The sequence below is a fragment of the Paenibacillus sp. J31R109 genome, from assembly GCF_059692055.1.
This window is the reverse complement of the sequence record NZ_JCAUAR010000002.1, coordinates 289,301-309,000: the sequence shown is the minus strand read 5'-3', so window position 1 is coordinate 309,000 and position 19,700 is coordinate 289,301. Positions and strand designations below refer to the sequence as shown.

Annotated in this window: 17 protein-coding genes; 14 read left to right on the top strand and 3 right to left on the bottom strand. The window is 46.6% G+C overall.

All coding sequences use genetic code 11. The annotated features are described in order from the left end of the window. Positions 1-203: 203 nt before the first annotated feature. The 7 genes from mutS (at position 204) to AC58QT_RS07005 (ending at position 11,202) form a co-directional block, all read left to right on the top strand. On the top strand, positions 204-2,855 hold the full coding sequence (gene mutS / locus AC58QT_RS07035; protein ID WP_497408329.1) for a DNA mismatch repair protein MutS: 2,652 nt from the start codon (positions 204-206) through the stop codon (positions 2,853-2,855). A gap of 90 nt (positions 2,856-2,945) precedes the next feature. After that, on the top strand, positions 2,946-4,385 hold the full coding sequence (locus AC58QT_RS07030) for a S41 family peptidase (protein ID WP_497408328.1): 1,440 nt from the start codon (positions 2,946-2,948) through the stop codon (positions 4,383-4,385). Between the two features lie 4 nt (positions 4,386-4,389). Beyond that, the gene (mutL, locus tag AC58QT_RS07025; RefSeq protein ID WP_497408327.1) at positions 4,390-6,447 is read left to right on the top strand and encodes a DNA mismatch repair endonuclease MutL; all 2,058 of its coding nucleotides are present in this window, start codon (positions 4,390-4,392) and stop codon (positions 6,445-6,447) included. A 4-nt stretch (positions 6,448-6,451) separates the two neighbouring features. Then, positions 6,452-7,228, top strand: a complete 777-nt coding sequence (locus AC58QT_RS07020) for a class I SAM-dependent methyltransferase (protein WP_497408326.1) — start codon at positions 6,452-6,454, stop codon at positions 7,226-7,228. Further along, complete coding sequence (gene miaA, locus AC58QT_RS07015) at positions 7,219-8,190, top strand: tRNA (adenosine(37)-N6)-dimethylallyltransferase MiaA (RefSeq protein WP_497408853.1); 972 nt, start codon at positions 7,219-7,221, stop codon at positions 8,188-8,190. Before AC58QT_RS07020 ends, miaA begins: the two co-directional genes overlap by 10 nt. A gap of 67 nt (positions 8,191-8,257) precedes the next feature. Further along, the gene (gene hfq, locus AC58QT_RS07010; RefSeq protein ID WP_029193229.1) at positions 8,258-8,497 is read left to right on the top strand and encodes an RNA chaperone Hfq; all 240 of its coding nucleotides are present in this window, start codon (positions 8,258-8,260) and stop codon (positions 8,495-8,497) included. A 149-nt stretch (positions 8,498-8,646) separates the two neighbouring features. Continuing rightward, on the top strand, positions 8,647-11,202 hold the full coding sequence (locus AC58QT_RS07005; RefSeq protein ID WP_497408325.1) for a transglycosylase domain-containing protein: 2,556 nt from the start codon (positions 8,647-8,649) through the stop codon (positions 11,200-11,202). A gap of 150 nt (positions 11,203-11,352) precedes the next feature. On the opposite strand, the gene AC58QT_RS07000 is transcribed toward AC58QT_RS07005, so the two are convergent. Further along, entirely contained in the window at positions 11,353-11,478 is a 126-nt protein-coding gene (locus AC58QT_RS07000) for a hypothetical protein (RefSeq protein ID WP_497408324.1), read from the bottom strand. A gap of 43 nt (positions 11,479-11,521) precedes the next feature. On the opposite strand from AC58QT_RS07000, the gene AC58QT_RS06995 reads away from it, so the two are divergent. Genes AC58QT_RS06995 through AC58QT_RS06985 form a run of 3 tightly spaced genes read left to right on the top strand, consistent with a single transcriptional unit; the run spans position 11,522 to position 13,654 of the window. Then, on the top strand, positions 11,522-12,235 hold the full coding sequence (locus tag AC58QT_RS06995) for a peptidylprolyl isomerase (RefSeq protein ID WP_497408323.1): 714 nt from the start codon (positions 11,522-11,524) through the stop codon (positions 12,233-12,235). Between the two features lie 43 nt (positions 12,236-12,278). Beyond that, entirely contained in the window at positions 12,279-12,938 is a 660-nt protein-coding gene (locus AC58QT_RS06990) for an alpha/beta hydrolase (RefSeq protein WP_497281869.1), read from the top strand. Between the two features lie 5 nt (positions 12,939-12,943). Beyond that, positions 12,944-13,654: a YdcF family protein gene (locus AC58QT_RS06985; protein WP_497408322.1), complete on the top strand. Its 711-nt coding sequence runs from the start codon at positions 12,944-12,946 to the stop codon at positions 13,652-13,654. Between the two features lie 52 nt (positions 13,655-13,706). Here the strand turns inward: AC58QT_RS06985 and AC58QT_RS06980 are convergent, their stop codons facing one another. Together AC58QT_RS06980 and AC58QT_RS06975 are read right to left on the bottom strand one after the other, a co-directional pair. Further along, positions 13,707-14,573 (bottom strand): SDR family oxidoreductase, encoded by an 867-nt coding sequence (locus AC58QT_RS06980; protein ID WP_497408321.1) that lies wholly within the window; start codon positions 14,571-14,573, stop codon positions 13,707-13,709. Positions 14,574-14,607: 34 nt separating this feature from the next. Beyond that, positions 14,608-15,414 carry a GNAT family N-acetyltransferase gene (locus tag AC58QT_RS06975; protein WP_497408320.1) on the bottom strand — a complete coding sequence of 269 codons (807 nt, stop codon included), beginning with the start codon at positions 15,412-15,414 and terminating at the stop codon, positions 14,608-14,610. 126 nt (positions 15,415-15,540) lie between these two features. Between AC58QT_RS06975 and AC58QT_RS06970 the strand changes: the two genes are divergently transcribed. The 4 genes from AC58QT_RS06970 to hflX all read left to right on the top strand — a co-directional run bounded on the left by AC58QT_RS06970 (position 15,541) and on the right by hflX (position 19,699). After that, positions 15,541-16,020 carry a GNAT family N-acetyltransferase gene (locus AC58QT_RS06970; RefSeq protein ID WP_497408319.1) on the top strand — a complete coding sequence of 160 codons (480 nt, stop codon included), beginning with the start codon at positions 15,541-15,543 and terminating at the stop codon, positions 16,018-16,020. 17 nt (positions 16,021-16,037) lie between these two features. Beyond that, positions 16,038-17,039, top strand: a complete 1,002-nt coding sequence (gene lplA, locus AC58QT_RS06965) for a lipoate--protein ligase (protein WP_497408318.1) — start codon at positions 16,038-16,040, stop codon at positions 17,037-17,039. A gap of 124 nt (positions 17,040-17,163) precedes the next feature. After that, positions 17,164-18,141 carry an AAA family ATPase gene (locus AC58QT_RS06960; protein ID WP_497408317.1) on the top strand — a complete coding sequence of 326 codons (978 nt, stop codon included), beginning with the start codon at positions 17,164-17,166 and terminating at the stop codon, positions 18,139-18,141. Between the two features lie 226 nt (positions 18,142-18,367). Continuing rightward, positions 18,368-19,699, top strand: coding sequence for a GTPase HflX (hflX, locus tag AC58QT_RS06955; RefSeq protein ID WP_497408316.1), 1,332 nt, complete (start codon positions 18,368-18,370; stop codon positions 19,697-19,699). The last annotated feature ends 1 nt before the right edge of the window (position 19,700 follow it).

The window sequence follows — 19,700 nt, the reverse complement described above, 5'->3', positions numbered from 1 at the left end:
GAATAGTAGAAGGTTAACTGTTGGTTTTTCTAAAAATGTGTGCAATGTGAAAGCAGTACACAAATTCCATTGTTCTGCTTGCCCGGGGACGATTTACCTGCGGTAAGCAGAATGATTTCTATGAGTTTGTGTATCGTTGAAAATAAGATTACTAGTTTCATAGAGTTCACTATTTACTTTGTAATAGGTTGGAGGAACACGAGTTGGCTACATATACGCCGATGATTCAGCAATACTTAGCCGTAAAGGCACAGGTGCCAGATGCTTTTTTATTTTTTCGTCTTGGCGATTTTTATGAGATGTTTTTTGAGGATGCCATTAATGCATCGCGTGAACTAGAAATTACGTTAACAGGCCGTGAAGGTGGCGGTGAAGAGAAAATTCCGATGTGCGGCGTTCCTCATCATGCGGCTGACAACTATATGTCCCGCTTGATTGAAAAAGGTTTCAAAGTTGCCATCTGTGAACAGGTCGAGGATCCTGCAGAAGCCAAAGGTGTTGTACGACGCGAAATTGTTCGGATTGTCACACCAGGTACCGTGATGGACAGTAAGTTGTTAGGCGAATCCGTCAATAACTACATCGTTTCTTTGGTAAATCAAGCCCATGGATACGCGTTTACAGCTTGCGATATTTCAACAGGTGAGCTGTATACGACGCAGCTGCCTCCTTCTTGGGAACTCGTCGCAGACGAGTTGAATGTGTATAATCCGTCAGAAATTATTACGAATCAAGCTTTGTTGACTACGATTCGTGAATCGGGTGCAGCTTGGGGCCGTAACATGGTCCTGACGGAGTGGACGAACGCGGATGAAGCTTTGCTTGATGAGCATTTCGCTGAAGATGCTGCGCTAGCGGACTTATCCAGTATTAGTCGACAAGGTGTCGCTTTATTACTTGCCTATTTGAAAGAAACACAAAAAAGAGCACTTACCCACGTAAAGCACATTCGTATCTATGAGCCGGATCAATTCATGACCATGGATCCATTTACGCGCCGCAACTTAGAACTCGTTGAAACGGTACGAGAACGCGCCAAAAAAGGTTCATTACTATGGCTTTTGGACAAAACCGTAACCGCCATGGGTGCACGTATGCTGCGCCGCTGGATCGAGAAGCCGCTGATGAACGTGGCTCGTATTGAGGAAAGATTAGAAGCCGTCAATCTCCTCTACAATCAATTGATTGTACGTGAAGACGTGAAGCAAGCTCTGAAGGAAGTCTATGACTTAGAGCGCCTAGTTGCCCGCATCTCTTATGGCAATGCCAATGCTCGCGATATGATTGCGCTGAAGCACTCCTTACAGCAAGTTCCGATGCTCCAGCAGTTATGTGCCACATCCGGATCCGAAACACTGCGGAAGCTCGTTGAAAATATGGATGTTTGTGATGACGTCATGTCGTGGATTGCCAATGCCATTGAAGACGAGCCACCGGTTTCGATTCGTGACGGGGGAATGATTCGCGAAGGTTATCAGCCTTACTTGGATACGCTTCGTGAGGCTAGCAAGAACGGGAAGCAATGGATTGCTGAGCTGGAGCGTCAAGAACGTGAAGCAACGGGCATTAAGTCGCTCAAAATCGGCTACAACAAAGTATTCGGATACTTTATTGAGGTCACGAAGGCCAACATGTCCGCTTTGCAAGAAGGCCGCTATGAGCGTAAACAGACGCTAGCGAATGCTGAGCGTTATGTAACGCCGGAGCTCAAAGAAAAAGAAGCGCTCATTCTGGAAGCGCAAGATAAAATGATTGATCTGGAGTATGAACTATTCACGGAGCTGCGCGACCGGATTTCGGGGCATATCTCCAGACTGCAAAAGCTGGCGGAGGTCATTGCCACCGCCGATGTGTATCAATCGCTGGCAACTGTCAGCGCGGCGCAGCATTTCCGCAAGCCGGAGATCGGCGAAGGCTTCGATCTTGAAATCATAGACGGCCGCCACCCGGTGGTGGAGGCTGTCATCCAGGACGGCTCGTTCATTGCGAACGGGACGAGCCTGTTGCAAGAGCAGGGCCGCATCCTGCTGATTACCGGACCGAATATGGCCGGTAAGAGCACGTATATGCGGCAGGTTGCTGTGATCTGCCTCATGGCGCAGATCGGCTGCTTCGTGCCTGCGAGTTCCGCGCGAATTCCGGTCACAGACCGGATCTTCACGCGGATCGGCGCTGCCGATGACCTTATCGGTGGGCAGAGTACGTTCATGGTCGAGATGATGGACATCCAGGTCATGACCGAGAAGGCGACAAGTCGAAGCCTCGTCATCATTGATGAGCTGGGCCGCGGCACCTCGACTGGTGAAGGCATGGCGATCGCTCAGGCCGTCATCGAATTTCTTCACGATCAGATCGGCTGCAAGACGCTCGTGTCAACGCATTTCCATGAGCTCGCGCATCTGGAAGAGAGCCTTGGCCATCTGCGCAATCACTGCATGGCTGTGAAGGAAAGCGGCAGGCAGGTAACCTTCCTGCGCAAGCTTATCCCTGGGGCAGCCAGCACAAGTTACGGCATCTACTGTGCCGAAATTGCCGGGCTGCCGGATGCGATCATTCAGCGCTCATATGCGCTGCTGAATGGCTTTGAAGAACGTGCAGCAGCAGCGCCGCACGTACAAGTAGCCACGAGGGAACCCGTGGCTGCAATGACGACTGCCACAGCTGAACCTGTGGCAGTCCCGATCCGTCAGCTGTCCCTCTTCGAGGAGGACAGCCCAGCTGAAGTTGCCGTCAAGAAGAAGCATGACGGCAAGTCTCAACTGGTGCTTGACCAGTTGAAGGGGATTGATCTTATCAATATGACGCCGCTGCAGGCGCTCAATTTGGTGTATGAGTGGAAACAAAAGCTACAGTAAAATCAAGACTGGGATACTAATCTTACTTTTTTTATTATCAGCAGTTATTCAACATTCATCTTCAGATTTCAATTGAACGGAGATAGCCATATGAAAGTATCACCACTTCGTAAAAAAGCATTGAAAGCAACGTTAGCCCTAGCATCGACGCTAGCCGTCGTTATGCCTGTGAGTGCCATGGCACAAGAGGATTTGAATACGGTTCTCGTTCGAAAAACACTGGTGGAAAACCATGTGAGCGGCGTCTCCTTAGAGGCGCTTGAGAATAAAAGCATTGAGCAAATGATCGAGAGTTTGAAGGATCCTTATACAGTGCTATTCAGCCCGCAGGATTATGGTCAATTTTCAAATACCCTTGAGAACAGTTTTGAAGGCATAGGCTGTGTGATTGGGCTCGATGATAAAGGCGTATATGTGTCGAAACCAATCCCAGGTTCTCCAGCAGCGATTGCTGGCTTACAGAAGGATGATTATATACGTGCTGTGGATGGCGTTCCTGCCTCTACGACGTCAATTGACGAAGTTCGGAACAAAATCATCGGTGTTGCTGGGACGAAAGTGAAGGTTACCGTTTTGCGCGGAGATAAAGAATTAACGTTCGAGATTACACGCCAAGCTGTGAACTCCCCTGAAGTCTACAGCAGCTCCTTTACCAATGGTGTTGGGTATATTCAAATTACGGACTTTTCCGATGAAGCTGACGAGGAATTTGACAAAGAACTAAGTGCGCTCCAGGAAAAAGGATTGAAGTCGTTAATCTTAGATGTGCGTGACAATCCCGGTGGTTATCTGGAAACAGCGAGGAATATTGCGAAGCATTTTGTAAAAGACGGCGTCCTCATTCATACGAAAGATCGGGATGGTGTCGATGATCCTGTTAACATTACCGGGGGTAATCCACTAGGGATTCCTGTTTATATTTTAGCTAATGAAAATAGTGCCAGTGCTTCTGAAGTGCTCTCAGGCGCTCTTCAGGATTATGGGGTTGCGGAAGTAATCGGAATGCAAACCTATGGGAAAGGAAGCGTGCAGCAACTATTTGAGTTTCCGGATCATAGTGTTTTGAAGGTTACGGTAGAAGAATACCTAACACCCAAAATGCGGAAAGTGAACAAAGAAGGCATTGCACCAGACCTACAAGTTGATGGTGTATCTGCACAATTTATCACAGCTCTTCATGAATCTGGCATATCGGATATTCAAGTTATGATCAAGAAACATGGTGCTACTTATAATGGGGTTGATGTCGGCTTTGGCTTTGGCAGCTTCCAAGAGAATGGCAAGTTTTATGCTTCTGCAAGAGGACTTGCTGCTTTAATCGGAGCAAAGATTTCATGGAATAATGCGGATCGAACCGTTGATATCACAGATAACAAAGGAACGCATGCATTTCCAATTGAAGTGGATAAATTGATGATTGTAAACGATGTGAGTTATATCAATGTCGATCTCTTCGATGATTATTTCCCACAGCTGAAGGTTAACGTTCAAGGGGATACGGTTTCAATTCAAGGTACAAAGGGGAACTAAATCAATGGGCAAAATTCAGCTCTTAAGCGAGCATATTGCGAACCAAATTGCAGCAGGTGAAGTGGTGGAACGACCTTCATCGGTCGTGAAAGAGCTGGTTGAAAACTCGGTTGATGCGGGAAGTACCCGTGTTGATGTCACGATTGAAGAAGGTGGATTGAGCCTTATTCGGGTGTCGGATAATGGCTCAGGCATGGCGCTTGAGGATTGTGAATTAGCCTTTCAGCGGCATGCGACGAGTAAAATCGCGACGAGCAAGGATCTATTCTCCATCCGCACGCTGGGCTTTCGAGGCGAGGCTTTGCCCAGTATTGCTTCAGTCTCCAGATTGGAGTGTGTGACAAGCGCGACTACGGATGGACTAGGCCGGAAAATCGTCATCGAAGGCGGCACGATTCGCAGTGTGGAAGAAACCGCAGCTTCGCGCGGTACGGAAGTGACGGTACGGGATTTATTTTATAACACGCCAGCTAGATTGAAATATATGAAAACGATCCAGACGGAGCTTGGGCACATCTCTGATTATTTATATCGTCTTTCATTGGCTCATCCGGGGATTGCTTTCATGTTAAAGCATAACGGAAATGTGCTGCTCCAAACGTTAGGCAACGGGGATCTGCTGCAAGTCATTGCCGGTATCTACGGCACGGCGATTGCCAAACAAATGCTTCCTCTCCAAGTGGAAAGCTTGGATTATACCATCACGGGCTTCGTAGCGAAGCCCGAAATGACGCGCGCGAATCGCGGCGGCATCTCGACCATTGTCAATGGTCGGTATGTGCGCAACTTCGCGCTGAATCAAGCACTGCTGCAGGGGTATCACACCCTGCTGCCGATCAACCGCTATCCCGTTGCTGCGCTGCATATCGGGATGGATCCTGCGCTTGTGGATGTCAACGTGCATCCATCCAAGCTCGAAGTCCGCTTCAGTAAGGAAGCGGAGCTAACGGCACTGATCGAAGCCGAGGTGAAGCGGCTATTTGGGCGACAAGTCTTGATCCCTACGGGAGTCAAGGCGGCAGCCGCTCCGAAGGGCGCTTACGTCCAGGAGCAATTGGAGCTTACTCGCACGGTGGAGCCTCCGAAGGAAACACGCAGCACATCCATGGATTTGGATGCGGAGTTTTTTAAAGACCATAAGGATCCAGATGATACGAATAAGCTGAATTTGAAGGAACCAAGAGTTGCGCAAAGCACGGAGAAATCTTGGATGCCACCGCTGCCACAGATAAAGGAAACGGCACCAGCATATCAGCAGCATGCATCATCTCCAGTGACGCCTGCGCCATCTCCAGTGACGCAAGTGACAACCACAGAGGCACCAGTGGCCTCACGGCCGCCATCCACTAATCAAGGATACACGTCCTCCAGTAATGCACCTTATCGCAATACCTCTATTCAGCAGCAACGACGCACGAATGAGGCGTTTATGGATTTGATGCCTTCCAATGAGGATAGCGACGCGCCTAAGCTGCCGACGTTTCCGAGGTTGGACCCGATAGGACAAATGCATGGCACTTATTTGATCGCTCAGAATGAAACGGGCTTGTACCTCATTGATCAACATGCGGCACATGAGCGCATCAATTATGAATATTTTTATGAGCGTTTTGGCAATCCTGCTGAGGCGAGCCAAGAATTACTCGTTCCAATTACATTGGAATTTACACCATCTGAGGCGGGTGTCATTGCAGATAGGCTTGCCCTATTTGAGCAAGTAGGCGTGTTTATGGAAGCTTTTGGCGGCAATACGTTCCTGGTGCGTGCGCATCCACATTGGTTCCCATCTGGCGAGGAGAAGTCCATTGTCGAAGAGATGTGCGAACTAATCATTTCGGACCGCAAGGCGTTGGATATTGCTAAACTGCGTGAAAAGGCGGCGATCATGTGCTCCTGCAAGGCTTCTATTAAGGCTAATCAAAGTCTTAGCGTTGTCGAGATGGAGATGCTCATTGATCGACTTGCTGGCTGTAGAAACCCTTACACGTGTCCACATGGACGACCAATCGTAGTAAGTTTTACAACGTATGAGTTAGAAAAAATGTTTAAGCGAGTGATGTAACCCTGTGCTAGTGACAACTTCGTATAACCCGTCTGCCGAATTGGCAGCGGAAGCCGCACGATTATCAGCTTTATATGGTGGCCGAATCGTGCCCCGGAAGAAGTATTCTTTGGAACTTCTTAGGAGAAATTATAAGGATAGTTCCGTTCTGCTTGTGACAAGAGAAGAGATCAGGTACTATGAAGAAGACCACCCTGCAACTTTTTTCCATCCTAGCATGTCCCTCGTACGTGTCAAACGGATGCAGCGAGGCGAGCCTGATTTACTCATTGAGGCATCAGGAGCAAGTCCAGGAGACCATATCGTGGATTGTACAGCGGGATTGGCGTCAGATGCGATCGTCTTCTCTTATGTTGTTGGTGAGGAAGGGCGAGTTACAGCTCTGGAAAGTGAAGCGATACCGGCCATGCTCATCCAAGAAGGATTGGCTCAGTATCAGTCAGAAATACCGGAGTTGAATGCAGCGATGAGACGCATTGAGGTTAGGCGGACAGATCACCTTTCTTATTTGCAAAAGTTAGAGACGCAGAGTGTGGATGTTGTTTATTTTGATCCTATGTTTCGCAGTCCGATTGAGGAATCGCACGCGATATCCCCACTTCGGCATCGTGCGAACGATGAAGCTGTTCGTTTGGCTTCGATCGCAGAAGCAAGACGCGTCGCGCGCAAAAGTATTGTGCTTAAGGAAAACAGAGAAAGTTCGGAGTTTGCCCGGCTCGGGTTCGAGCATGTGTTACGATCAACAACGAAAACAACGTATGGAGTGATTCGATTGTGTTAGCCCCATCTCCCAAGCCGAAATTACTCGTGCTACTTGGTCCCACCGCAGTTGGCAAAACCAAGCTCAGCTTGGAGATTGCGCAGCGCTTCAATTGTGAAATTATTTCTGGTGATTCGATGCAGGTTTATCGCGGCATGGATATCGGTACCGCCAAAGCGAGTGAAGCGGAGCAGCAGATCGTTCCGCATCATTTGATTGACATTCATGATCCGTCGTACTCCTTTTCTGCAGCCGAATTCCAAGAGCGGGTCAAAGGTTTAATCCATGACATCCACTCGCGTGGCAAGCTGCCTTTTATCGTAGGTGGCACAGGATTATATATCGAATCGGTTTGTTACGATTATCAATTTACCGATGTCAGCATGGATGAGGAATTTCGGCAAGCCCAGGAAGCCTTTGCGAATACGCATGGGGAAGAGGCCCTGCATGCCAAGCTGCGGGAGATCGATCCTGAGAGTGCAGAACGTCTGCATGCGAACGATCGAAGACGCGTCATTCGAGCGCTTGAGATTTTTCATATCTCTGGTGAAACGATGACCGCTCATTTGGCCTCCCAGAAAAAAGAATCCCCTTACGAACTATGTATTATTGGGCTAACGATGGATCGAGCTCTTCTTTATCAGCGCATTGAAGAACGCATCGATGCGATGATTGGGGAGGGATTGGTCGAAGAAGTTCAAGCGCTTCTATCTGCTGGCACCCCAAAGTCAGCGATTTCGATGCAAGCACTTGGCTACAAAGAGATCGTTAGCTATCTGGAGCATGAGCTAAGTTTCGAGGATGCCGTGACCCTGCTTAAGCGGGATACACGTCGATTTGCGAAGCGTCAATTGTCTTGGTTTCGGCATATGAAAGACATTGATTGGGTTGATGTGACGGACATAGCAAATTTTTCTGCCCATTTCGAAATGATTAGTGATATACTAGCAGGAAAGTTTGTACATAAAATAGAATATAATTAACAAATATCACCATTAGAAAATAGCGCCGTGAAGGCGAAAGTTTCTTTCCATTAAGGGGGACCTACTGATGAATCGATCCATTAATATTCAGGACAATTTTCTAAATCAGCTGCGTAAAGAAAGCATTCCTGTTACTGTTTATTTAACGAATGGCTTTCAAATTAGAGGACTTATTCGTGCATTTGATAACTTCACCATCATTATTGACAGCGAAGGACGTCAACAAATGGTGTACAAGCATGCCATCTCTACCTTCACACCACAGCGTGCTGTTTCGTTAATGGCAGCTGCAGAAGCATCGGAATAATTGGGTTTTCGCTTCAATTTGCAACTTTTTAATGGACTGAAACGTCTAACCGAATAGAAACTTTTGGGAGCAACCTTGTATAAAGGTTGTTCTTTTGTTGGTTTCATCTTCTAAATAGAGAGAAACGAAACGTAAGGGAGTTGGTGAATATGGATAAACCTACGAGACGTCCATCCACGCCGCAAACCAAGCCAAGGGAGTCCAAACAGAGCAATAGTAAGGGATCCAAGAAAAAGCGATTTAGTGCACGTAAGTTCATTATGGGTACCATCATTGCAGCAATCGTTGCTGTCATCTGTGCGACAGGCATCTATATTGTTGTCATTATGAGCGGCTTCAAAATTTTGGATGCAAATATTGATAAAATTATTTCCACGACAGAGTCGACACTTATTTATGCACAAGAGGAAGGCAAAGATAAGGATGGGAAAGACAAACCTGCAACAGAGATCTCAAAAATTTATCGCGGTGAAAATCGGGAAAGCGTCAATATCAAAGACGTTCCAGAACGACTGCAGCAAGCTTTTATCGCCACAGAGGATCGTCGCTTCAATGAACATTCCGGGGTAGATCTACGGGCGATCGGCCGCGCATTGGCAACGGATATTATACACATGAGCTATGTGGAAGGTGGAAGTACCATCACACAGCAGCTTGCCAAAAACGTATTCTTAAGCTCTGAGAAAACCGCATTCCGGAAAGGTACGGAAATGTCGATCGCCTTTGCGCTCGATGAACGGTTTACGAAGGATGAGATTTTAGAAAAATATTTGAATCGTATTTTCTTCGGGAGTAACGCTTACGGTATTAAAGCAGCAGCCAAGGTGTACTTTGGCAAATCCAATTTGAATGACTTGGAAGTATGGGAAATGGCGACTCTTGCCGCGTTACCCAAAGCACCTTCGAGATACTCACCATTAACACATCCTGATTTATCCAAGGAACGTCGAGCTGTTGTTCTAAGGCTGATGACGGATCAGGGTTACATTACAGAGGCTGAGCGTGCGAAAGCCGCTGCTGTTGATTATGTACCGCCTGTCACTGGAAACACGGGGACCAAAGAGTATGCTTCTTTCGTTGACTATGTTGTTAATGAAGCAGAAGACATGTACGGTATTGAAGAAGATGAATTGTTGACCAAAGGTTATCGCATTTACACAACGATGAATATTAAAGCGCAGCAAAACATTGAGAAAACTTATGCGAATCCGAGTTTCTTCCAAAAGGACGCAGCTGATGGTCAAAAAATTCAGAGTTCGATGGTCATTTTGGATAATAAAACCGGTGGTATCATGGGTTTAATTGGTGGACGCGATTATAAAACCAAAGGGTTCAGTCGTGTGTACTCGAAAAGACAGCCAGGATCTTCATTTAAACCAATTGCGGTGTACGCTCCTGCTTTAGAAAGTGGGAAATATACGCCATATTCGTTACTTGATGATACGCAGACTTCTTTCGGCTCGTATACACCACAAAACTATGACCGCCAAACACATGGGCAAGTGACGATGTTCGAAGCCGTCAAGAAATCCTACAATCTAGCACCTGTCTGGTTATTAAATAAAATAGGTGTTCGGACGGGGATTGATTTTGCTAATAAGTTAGGTACGACCTTAAACGCTCAGAAGGATCAGAATTTAGCGGTTGCGCTAGGCGGTCTTACGGATGGCGTATCGCCATTGCAAATGGCGACAGCTTACACGGCCTTTGCCAATCAAGGGGTTCAAAACAAAACGCATGCGATTCTACGTATAACCGATTCACAAGGTAAAGAAGTTGCGGCATACAAGCCGGAGAAAAAGCAAGTCATGCAGCCAAAAACTGCCTACTACATGACCTTGTTGTTGCAAGGTGTAGTAGAAACGGGTGGTACGGGTGTCAAAGCGAAGTTGAATCGGCCAGTCGCTGGGAAGACGGGATCTACAGGACTTGATATTAAAGGCATTGAACAGTACGATCGAGATGTCTGGTTCGTGGGCTATACGCCTGAATGGACTGCGGCCGTGTGGGAAGGCTTTGATAAAGTCGATTCCAAGCATTATGTGTCGGTAGGAAGCGGCAGCACAGCTGCTATTTTCAAGGAAGTCATGACGCTGTCGTTAGCGGGTAAGACAGTTACAAACTTTGTTAAGCCTGCAAATGTCGATGATTTGAAAGAACCGCCGACGGGGATTGCCGATGTATCAGCCGTTTACGTGCCAGAAACGAAGCAAGTGAAAATAGCATGGACTTCGCTAGGCGATAAAGTTAGCTACCAATTGTTCCGTAAAAGCTCAACTGAGGCCGAAGCGCAAATGATTATTCAAACACCTAAATCGCAAATTGAAGATACGACGATAAACAGTGGAGAAACCTATCAATACTACGTCGTTCCGATGGAAACAAGTTCGAATACGCCAGGGGCGAAGTCGAATGTAGTTACCGTCGAAATTCCAAAGGATGATTCGTTGCCGAATGGAGGGCTTCCATCTCCAACACCATCGATATCACCTTCACCTTCGCCAGGGAGTGGGACCAGTCCATCTCCGTCACCTTCTGGGAAGCCAGGTCCTTCACAGACGCCGGTGCCGACGATTAAGCCAGGTAATGGGAATGAAACAGGGCCTAGCCCGACGCCTAGTCCATCTATGAGTCCGAAGCCGACACCAACGCCGACACCTTCTCCCGGTAAGCCAACGGATGACAAGCCGAAGAGTGGGACTTAGTTGGCAAAGTGAGCCTGATAAGGCCCCAAAAGGGCCTTATATCTCAGGCGAGCCGAGGCGGACAAGCAAATAACGCCCAAAAGGGGCGTTAAAAGGCAGCCTGCTCGCCGCAAAGCGGTTGCTCGAGCATGATAAGGCCCCAAAAGGGCCTTATCTCTCTAGCGAGCCGAGGCGGACAAGCAAGTAACGCCCAAAAGGGTCGTTAAAAGGCAGCTTGCTCGCCGCAAAGCGGTTGCTCGAGCCTGACTCGCCGCCATGCAGTCGCTCAACTGGCACTTACGTCCTGCAATGCCAATCTAATTAACTGGAGGATCCATCAATGAAATTTGCCACCAAGTCAATGAATTACAAAATGTTAATCACTGCTTCCTTGCTTACGCTGACGCTACTCGCTTCAGCATGCGGGAACAAACCAACAGAAACGACTGGCGGGACTTCATCGCCGAGCACATCCTCTCCAACTGCAGCAGCATCGCCGGCGACATCACCTGCTGGAGCGAAGCAGTGGAGCAAAGCTCCTGATATGATCATTGATTCGAACAAAACATATCAAGCTGAAGTGACTACTTCCAAAGGGACGTTCACCATTGATCTTTACGCGAAAGAAGCGCCAAAGACGGTAAACAACTTCGTCTTCTTATCCAAAGAAGGCTTCTATAACAACGTAACGTTTCACCGGATTATCAAAGCCTTCATGATTCAAACGGGAGATCCCCAAGGAACTGGCAGAGGGGGGCCAGGTTATAAATTTGCGGATGAGTTGAAGACGACTCATAAATATGAACCAGGTACTGTGGCAATGGCTAATTCAGGTCCGAACACGAATGGCAGCCAATTTTTCATTTGTTCGGGTGCGGATTGCTCTAATTTGAACAGTGCGCCGAATTATTCGATTTTCGGAAAAGTCACAGCAGACAGTATGGCCACAATTTTGAAAATCGCAGAAACACCAGTAGAAATGGGTGGAGAGTCCACGCCAAGTAAGCCAAAAGAAAAGGTCACGATTAACACCATTACCATCAAAGAAAAATAAACTAACATAAACAACGCTTTCATGCTGGATAGGAGTGGATCTCATGAAACAACCGTGCTTATTGTTCCATGGATTTACAGGTGGACCTTATGAGGTTGAGCCGTTAGCTCGGCATTTACGAGAACGTGGTCAGCTATGTGAGGTACCGATCCTACCCTGGAATGGAGAGAGCCGACATCAGCTTCACGCGTCGCGTTGGGAAGATTGGGTGCAGGCTGCCGAGAGGCATGCGGACAGAATGACAGAAACCTATGGGTCCTTTGATATGGTGGGATTTTCAATGGGGGGTCTTCTAGCTGCTTATTTATCCGTTCGGTACCCTGTGCGCAAACTTATTTTGTTAAACACAGCTGTCATCTATGTTAGCCCAGGCAGACTGCTGAACGTCCTCCGTGATGAATGGAAGTATCAGCGGAAAATTACTTTAATAAAGGGGAAATCAACCCCACTCGTTGCCACTTGGCAATTCACGAGACTTGTTCGACATCTGAAGCCAGAGCTGAGTCAAGTGAATAAACCTACACTCATCGCGCAGTCGGAAAGAGACCAAGTGATCCATCCGCAAAGTGCGCGATACATTTATAGCAAGCTGAGAGGGCAGCGAGAGCTGCATTGGCACGCTAAATCGGATCATTTGATCTGTTTGAGCGAGGATGCACCAGCCTTATTTCGGCAAGTAAGTGCATTTTTGGATAAGGAGTAGGTTGGATGCCGGTAAAGCCTAGCATGAACAAGAAACAAAGCGCTATCAATCCCGCGCCAACGAAGAGGAAAGCCAATACGAGTAAAAGCAAACGGCCATCGAAGTTGTATCGTTTATTTGTAAGGACATTTCAAATTACATTGATCTCCTTTACACTACTGGTGGCCTGGCTTGTTTTTATCCAGTGGAAGGTGCAAGTAGGGCCGCAACAGACTTTGCCGAAGCAGGTCGATGTCGGAATTGTATTAGGTGCTTCTTTACGCAATGATACACCGAGCCCAGGTCTGCAAGAACGGCTAGACTTAGCCGTGGATTTGTACAACCAAGGGCGTTTCAAACAACTTATCGTTACCGGTGGATTGGATCACAATGGCTCCAAGCTAACAGAAGCTGAGGGGATGCGGGACTATTTGGTGAAAAAAGGGGTGCCGAAAACAGGCATTTTAATCGAGCCTAATGCAACGAGCACCTATGAGAATTTACTGTTCAGCAAACAAATGATGGATGAAAAATCACTTGTGAGTTCAATTATCGTTACCCATAAGTTTCATGGCTCACGGTCACTTGATATTGCCAAAACACTGGGCTACATAGATCCGTTTGTCTCCACAACAAAATCAGAAGTACTTTTTATGCCTTATCATGATACGAGAGAAACGTTGGCTTACACGAACTGGTACTTAACCAAATTGCAATTGAAGCTTGGGTTAAAATAAAGAAAGCATGACAGGAAAGCGGAGAACCGCTGTCTGTCATGCTTTTTCTCATCTAGCCATTCACGATAGTGCCACCGTTAATATGAAGAATTTGCCCTGCCATATACGAGGAATCCTCGCTGGCTAAGAATACATAGCTCGGAGCCAATTCACTAGGCTGACCTGCTCGTTTCATTGGTGTCGTAGAGCCAAAGACCTCAACTTCCTGTGCTGTAAACGTAGAAGGGATCAGAGGCGTCCAGATCGGCCCAGGAGCGACCCCATTCACTCGAATGCCTTTAGCATTCAACTGGAGGGAGAGTGAACGTGTGAAGGTGACGATGGCGCCTTTCGTTGATGAATAATCAATTAATTGCTCGTGTCCGTGGTAGGCAGTAATGGAAGCAGTGTTAATGATAGCACTGCCAGACTTCAAATGAGGAAGCGCGGCTTGCGTCATATAGAAGTAGGAGAAAATATTCGTACGAAACGTTCGCTCCAGTTGAGCGGATGTAATATCTGTAATGCTTTGCTTAGGATGTTGTTCGGCTGCATTATTCACCAAGATGTCGAGCTTCCCGAACTCCTTGATAACTTGGGAGATGACTTGTTTGCAAAAGCTCTCTTCACCAATGTCACCTGCGATGTGCAGACACTTCCGGCCAGCTTGCTCTACGTGTTGATGTGTTTCTTCCGCGTCCTTATGTTCATTCAGGTAAACGATGACAACATCTGCACCTTCTTTCGCATAAGCAACAGCAATGGCGCGACCGATTCCACTATCACCTCCCGTGATGATGGCCACCTTATCCTTGAGTTTACCTGCGGGTTGATAACTAGCCTTCTCAAATTCGGGAAGCGGCGTCATGTCAGATTCGATGCCAGGCTGGTGGTTCTGGTGCTGTGGTGGGAATACGGGTTTCTCCTTCGTGGCAGTCATGTAATCGGCTCCTTTCATCCAACGAAATTCTTTGTTAGGATGATACAAGAGCAGCCAAATCATACTTCACACGGTAATGATAGCCATATTTCGTTTGATATCCCAGGTTCTCATATAAAGAAACGGCTGGTGAGTTGTCAGTAATAACTTGTAAATATTGCTGTGTAGCGCCTTGAGTAATACTCCAAGCTGTCATGGCATGAAGGATGGCGTATCCGTAGCCTTTGCCGCGATGCTCTTCGTGCACAATCACATTGACGAAACCAGCCCATTTGCCCTCTACGATGGCTGTGCCAAGTGCAACGATTTGCCCTTGTTCCTTCAGTGTGATAAAAGCCTTAGGTGATGGCATCCGATCACATAACCCTTGATAGAAGCTCCTACGTTCTTCTGGGTACTTTTCAAGGTATAGGAAGGCATCCAACCACTCTGGAGTTAACGTTTCTGAAATCATTACATCAAGTGACAAGGAGTTAGGATACTTTTTCTGCATGCACGTTAGTGCTGTAGCAGCTACGCATGCACTCTCAGCCGTCATCATTAAACAAGGCGTATCGAGTTCATAACCTTGATCTTGCAACAGGCGATCCAAATGCTCAGGTGATGCATGACTGATATGGAAAATAGCAGGTAGCCCGTGACTATGGTAAAATTGTTCAACACGTGAAAGCCAATTATCCTCACGCGGGTAAGAACCAACTGCAAAAACGCTGTTTGCCCGTTTGGTTATACCCTTTGAAGCTCTGACATGCCAGTGATCCACCATGGAACTAGTTTCTGCAGGCCAAGTATTGGCTGCTATGCGATCAATAAATTCGAAAAAATCTCTTTCTGTTTGCATGAAATGTAACCTCCATCCCCATAAACTATTACATAAATATACATTTTAATGCATAAAAATTCAATGATGAAAAATCAAATGTACCTACATTAGACGATTGGATTTCATTTTCGGAGGTAAACAAGAATGGAACTATTATTGCGATCGGCGACGTTGGAAGACTTCAATGCGGTGAACGCCATCATTCGAGAAGGTCAGGAAGAACATGCGGAGGCATTGCCAGATCGATTTACCCGACTTGATCATGTTGTAGCAATGGGATGGTACAGGAGCTTCTCGGCGAAGTCGGACAAGGAGATCATTGTAGCGGTACTTGGTTCTGACGTGATCGGTGTGGCTATGCTGGAGATGAAACAGAGTCCGAACTATGAAGCGTTAGTTCCACGCAAGTATGCCTACTTAAATGAACTTGCAGTAGCTTCCACGCACCAGCGGCAAGGTGTTGGCAGGAAGCTCTATGAGGCTGCTACCCGATGGGCGCGAGAACGCGAAGCTGCATCTCTTGAGTTAAATGTTTGGGAATTTAATGAGCGAGCAATGTGCTTCTATGCATCCCTTGGTATGCTGACCTTAAATCGCACCCTTACGACAAAACTAATGGATTAGAATAAAGGAGAATAAGTATGCTTTTTATTGATAATGAAGGAATTACAGATCCGAGGATCAATCTGGCTATTGAAGAATTTGCCCTGCGACAGCTCCCAGCTGGCGAAAGTTATTTGCTTTTTTATATTAACGAACCCTCCATCATCATCGGTAAAAATCAAAACACGTTAGAAGAAATTAATCCTGAATATGTCAAAGCGAATAACCTGCACGTTGTCCGTCGTTTGTCTGGCGGAGGCGCGGTATACCACGATCTGGGCAACTTGAATTTTAGTTTTATTACCCAAGATGATGGGAACTCTTTTCACAATTTTCAAAAGTTTACGGCACCTGTGGTTGAAGCACTGCATGGACTTGGTATCGAAGCGGAATTAACTGGTCGCAATGATATTCAAGTAGGGGAGCGCAAAATTTCGGGTAATGCGCAATTTTCAACGAAGGGGAGAATGTTTAGTCATGGCACGCTTCTGTTCGATTCGGAGGTAGAGAATGTCGTGTCAGCCCTTCGTGTTGATCCGGATAAAATTCAATCGAAAGGGATTAAATCTATCCGCAGCCGGGTTGCGAATATCGTTGAATTTCTGAAAGAACCTCTGACGATGGAGGAGTTCCGAGTGAAGCTTCTTACCTCTATTTTCGGAGTGAATGAAGCATCTGTGCCAACGTACACGCTTACTGAAGAAGACTGGAATCAGATTCATCTCATCTCAGAAGAGCGTTATCAGAATTGGGATTGGAATTATGGCAAGTCACCCAAAAGTACGGTTCAACATGCGAAAAGAATTGAAGGCATTGGTCGCATCGATATTCGGCTAGCCATTGAAGAAGGACATATTCAGCAAGTTAAAATATTTGGTGATTTCTTTGGTGCACATGATGTGGCTGAGTTGGAAGAGAAGCTAGCTGGTACACGGTATGAGGAAAAAGCAGTGCTTGAACGCTTGTCAGATGTGGAGTTAAAACGATACTTCGGCGCGTTGGATAAGGAGATATTCATAGATTTGCTTATGTTAACCTAAGTATAAAAGGAACAAGTAACAGCTAACCGTGTATAACTATGCTGGCTACGGTCTAAAATGATGTTTCCAAGCGTAGGATGGTGGATACGAACTAATAAACCATCATGTAAACGAGGTGATCCTCATGAGTGGTAGAAGCTTGCCATCCAGACAAATCAACATCGTTTTACGGCAGCCGGAACCAGGCAGTCAGCGGCGTACTGTTGAGGGATCGGGTGGGCAGTCAGGAGCTGTACCCCTTGCCGACGCCGAGCCAATGATTTCTGGCAAAAGGACGCCAATGGAGGGGCCGCTATCCGATATTTTCAAAGAGCTGAATCAGCTAATAGGCTTAGAAAATGTCAAAGAGCTGGTACATGAAATTTATGCGCTCCTCCAGATTTCACAATTTCGTGTTGAAGCTGGACTTATGAGCAATGCTCATGTGTACCATATGATTTTCAAGGGTGCTCCTGGAACTGGGAAAACGACAGTAGCACGGCTTCTAGGCCGCATGTTTCATGCTATGGGCGTACTGAGTAAGGGACATTTCATTGAAGTGGAACGAGCAGACCTTGTAGGTGAATACATCGGGCATACCGCATTGAAAACACGCGAACTGATGAAAAAAGCGATGGGCGGCGTCCTATTTATTGATGAGGCATACAGCTTGGCACGTGGCGGCGAGAAGGATTTTGGCAAGGAATCCATTGATGCGCTAGTCAAAGGCATGGAAGACAAGAAAAATGAATTTATCCTGATTTTGGCTGGCTATAGTGATGAAATGGAGCAATTCTTAGCGACAAATCCTGGACTTCCTTCGCGCTTTCCCATTCAAATTGAATTCGAGGATTATGCCATTGATCAACTGATCCAAATCACGGAGTTGATGGCGAAGGATCGGGAGTATGTGCTCTTGCCGCAAACCCTTGCGAAATTAAAGCAGCATCTCGCTGAGGAGAAAGCGATGACCTGGCGGGCGTTCAGTAATGCGAGGTATGTTAGAAACATTTTGGAGAAAGCGATGCGGCATCAAGCAGTTCGGTTGCTTAGTCAGTATGTGAACACACCCTCCAAAATCGAACTGATGTCGATTCGTCCGGAAGATGTGAAATTTAAATAAGGATCGTGGAACCATTTAACTGTGAAGGTTAGATGGTTTTTCTTGTTGTTTTTAGGCAATACCAATTTATGGATCGAAGCTCGAGGAGGAAGTCCGTTATAATCGAATTTTCCTGAGAGGCAAATTGACTTTCCTAATCATTTCCTACACAATAATGAAGGAATAGGCCAGTAGGGCCTTATTTCAGTCATTTTAAGTCATTTGCAGGAAGTTAAAGGAGACGACTATGAAAACAACTTCACATATGGTAGAGAAAGACATCGATGACAGAGCTGTGCTCGTCAGTTTGATTACACAGAAACAGAAGAAAAATGAGCTTTTGGCAGAATATTCATTGCAAGAGTTAGTGAAGTTGGCAGAAACTGCTGGCGTTCAGGTGCTGGAGACAATGACACAGAATAAAGAAGCCAAGGATACCAAGTGGTTTATTGGAAAAGGAAAGGTCGAAGAATTAAAGCTGATGTTAGAAGAGCTTGGCGGAAATACAGCGATATTCGACCAGGAACTGTCAGGTGCACAGGTACGTAATTTGGAAGCAGCACTTGATGTGAAAATTATTGATCGTACGCAGTTGATTTTGGATATCTTTGCCCAACGTGCCAAAACACGTGAAGGGATTATTCAGGTTGAATTAGCGCAGCTAAGCTATCTGTTGCCGAGACTTTCAGGGCAAGGTAAAAACCTGTCTCGTCTAGGCGGTGGTATCGGAACGAGAGGTCCCGGTGAATCGAAGCTGGAAACCGATCGCCGGCACATCCGTGGGCGCATTGACGAGCTAAAGGCACAGCTGGAGGAAGTTGTTCGTCACCGTACACTGCACCGAGAACGTCGTAAGAAGAGCGGTGTATTCCAAGTCGCTTTAGTGGGGTATACCAATGCAGGGAAATCTACGTTGTTGAAACAACTAACGCAGGCGGATGTCTATATTGAGAATCAACTTTTCGCTACCCTAGATCCAACATCACGCACAATGGTATTACCAAGCGGGAAGGAAATCGTTCTTACAGATACAGTAGGTTTTATTCAAAATCTTCCCCATGATCTTGTCGCTTCGTTCCGCGCCACGTTGGAGGAGGCGAATGAGGCTGATTTGATTCTTCATGTGGTAGATAGCTCGACGGATATGCGTGTCGAGCAAATGCGTGTCGTGCAGGAAGTGTTGGAAGAGCTTGGCGCTCATCAGAAAGAACAAATCACCATTTTTAATAAAATTGATCTTTGTCCTGCGGAAGATCGGGAAATGCTTACAACGGAAGGCGAATTCATGAAAATGAGTGCCTACACGCCTGACGATCTAGAGCGTCTTCGTAATACGATTGAAGATAAGCTGATGGGCGATAGCAAGGAATTCCGCATTCCAGCTAATAAAGGGGATATCATTGCCCTCATGTATCGCATTGGCGAGGTACTTGAGACCGATGTGGATGGGGAAGACATGATCTTCAAGGTTCGAGTGAACAAGGAGGATTATGTCAAACAGGCCTATCTGCTGGTAGATTACGATCAATCGGTAGAGAAAAAGTCAGAGCAGGATGAGAACGAGGGAGAGAGCAACTAAG